At 52.7% G+C, this 2,328-nt stretch carries 1 protein-coding gene; it reads left to right on the top strand.

The genetic code is table 11. From position 1 onward, the window contains the following. Positions 1-2,328 (top strand): TonB-dependent receptor (locus ACTF5Z_RS11905; RefSeq protein ID WP_438985825.1); only part of this gene is annotated, 2,328 nt, incomplete at both ends.

Genomic DNA, 2,328 nt, shown 5'->3' with positions numbered 1-2,328 from the left:
AAACGCGGTATTCAAAACGCACACGATATCATGTTGCAAACGCCGGGAATGGGTGGGTTTGAATCGCCGGGGTCGAAAGGCACGATTGCGGTATCGCTGCGCGGTGTGACGGCGGGACAGCCAGCAAACTTGTCGGTCGACCCAGCTATTGGTATGTACATTGACGGGGTCTTCTTGGGCAAGCAGTTGGCCTCGGCGTTAGACGTGGCCGAAGTCGAGCGCATCGAGATCTTGAGGGGCCCTCAGGGGACGCTTTACGGCCGTAACGCGATTGGTGGTGCCATTAACTTTATTTCTAAAAAGCCAACTGGCGAGTTTGATATGAAACTCAAGGCGGGCTTTGGCAACTACGGTTCGCAGCACTACAAAGTCATTATGAACCTGCCCGCGATGGGAGAGGTAGGTCAGGGCATCGGTCAGCTGTCGACGAATTTAGTGTATCAAGACCGCCAGCGAGATCCCCTTTACGACGATGTTGACCCAAGTAAACCAGGGTATAACGATCAGAATCGCTCAGCGTGGCGCTTTGCTGCAAAGCTAGATGTGAGTGAGCGCTTTAGCGCCGAATACACCTACGATCATTCCGAGCTTGATGAGCTTAATAATCTCGAGCGTATCGTGGGTTTTAACCCATTAGATCCGTTTGGCAATGTGCCTGTCATTGGCACCTTAAAGGGCGTTTTACAGGGTGCTCAGTTTTGGGCGACCAACCCCGCCGCAGATCCTTTAATCGCATCGCGTTGGATACCGTCTCTACAGGCGACCATCGCGGCCTACGAGCAAGCGGACGCGATAGGCAATGGTCGCGCGGGTAAAGGGGCCTCGGACGTGACACCAGTTACGGTGGCCGAGGGCGATGGTCACGCGCTAACGTTGACCTGGGATTTTGACGATTTCCAAATCAAGTCGATTACGGCTCAACGAGAGATCGAGCAGTATGTGGGCGGTGACTTAGAGGACCTTGATAGCCGTCTCGATGCCAATGGCATTGGCGCCTACGGCGATTTAGTGCATCTGACGCTCGCGGATATTTATGGTGGCACTGTCGCCGCAACGGCGGGTTTGTTTGGACCAGGAACTCCAGGCGTTGCGTTTGGATCAGCCTTTAGTCAGGCGGTCTGGGATGGTATCGATGCTTTTGGTGCTAATCAAAGTAAGCAAGACACCTACAGCGAGTACGAGCAGTTTAGCCAAGAATTCCAAATTGTTGGTACGAATGATTTGGTCGACTACGCTGCGGGTATTTACTACTTTGAAGACGAAAGTAACTACACGCGTTATGCGGTGTTTGCTGCTCCGTTGACCGGTAACGGATCTCAGATTTACCGGTTAGAAACTGAGGCGTGGGCGGCTTACGGTCAAATGACCTTCCGCCCCAGCGAGAATAGCCCCTTCGCGGTAACTCTTGGAGTGCGCTACACCGAAGAGGATAAGAGCGTTATGTGGGATTACCCAGCCTACACAACGCCCTTTGCACCCGTCCCTGGGCGCTTTGCCACCGACTCCGAGAGTTATGATGATATCAGCTATAGCCTGTCGGTTGCGTATCAGCCGTCGGATGACTTGAATTTGTACGGTCGGTACGCCACGGGCTATCGCTCGGGGGGCTTTAACGGTGAAATGTTTGGCTCAAACCCATTCTTCGAAGAAAAGGTTAATTCGTGGGAGTTGGGTGTAAAAAGCAACTTGCTTGACGGTCGAGTTCGAGCCAACGCGTCGGTGTACGGCTATGTTTGGGAAGATATTCAAACTGCCAAGATTGAAACCGACAATGGCACGGCAACGTCGGGCTTAGTGAATGCGGGTGAGGCGGATCGTTGGGGCGGAGAACTCGAACTGATGGGTGCCGTCAGCGACAGCATGGTCGTAGGCTTCAACTACAGCTACATTAACGGTGACTTTGAGGAGTTTCCAGACTTGTGCGGTGTGGATCCGACAATACCTTGCTTAGACGGAACTGCTAATGCGGTTCGGTCCAACGCGCCGGGTAACCAGTACAGCGCGTTTACTGATATAACTCTAGCGCGCCTTGGCAATGGTGAGATCTCTGCGTTCATCAACGTGGCTTATTCAGAAGCCACTCCCGAAAACGCCTTGTGGTCGAACTTGGTGGCTAACGATGTGTTCCCAAGAGAAAACCCAGCGCAAATTATGGATCAGCGAACCTTGGTTGATGCTCAGATCGCCTGGCGTGATATCGCCATCGGTGACGGTATGCTCACAGTGGCCTTGTGGGGTAAAAACTTGCTAGACGATGATTATCCTAATTACTCGATCAACTTTGGTGCGCTAAACTTTATCACTGAGCAGTATGGTGATCCCGCGACG

This window comes from Aequoribacter sp. (assembly GCF_965659035.1).
GTDB lineage: Bacteria > Pseudomonadota > Gammaproteobacteria > Pseudomonadales > Halieaceae > Aequoribacter.
The sequence above is the reverse complement of the archived record's forward strand: the minus strand, read 5'-3'. Positions and strand labels throughout refer to the sequence as shown.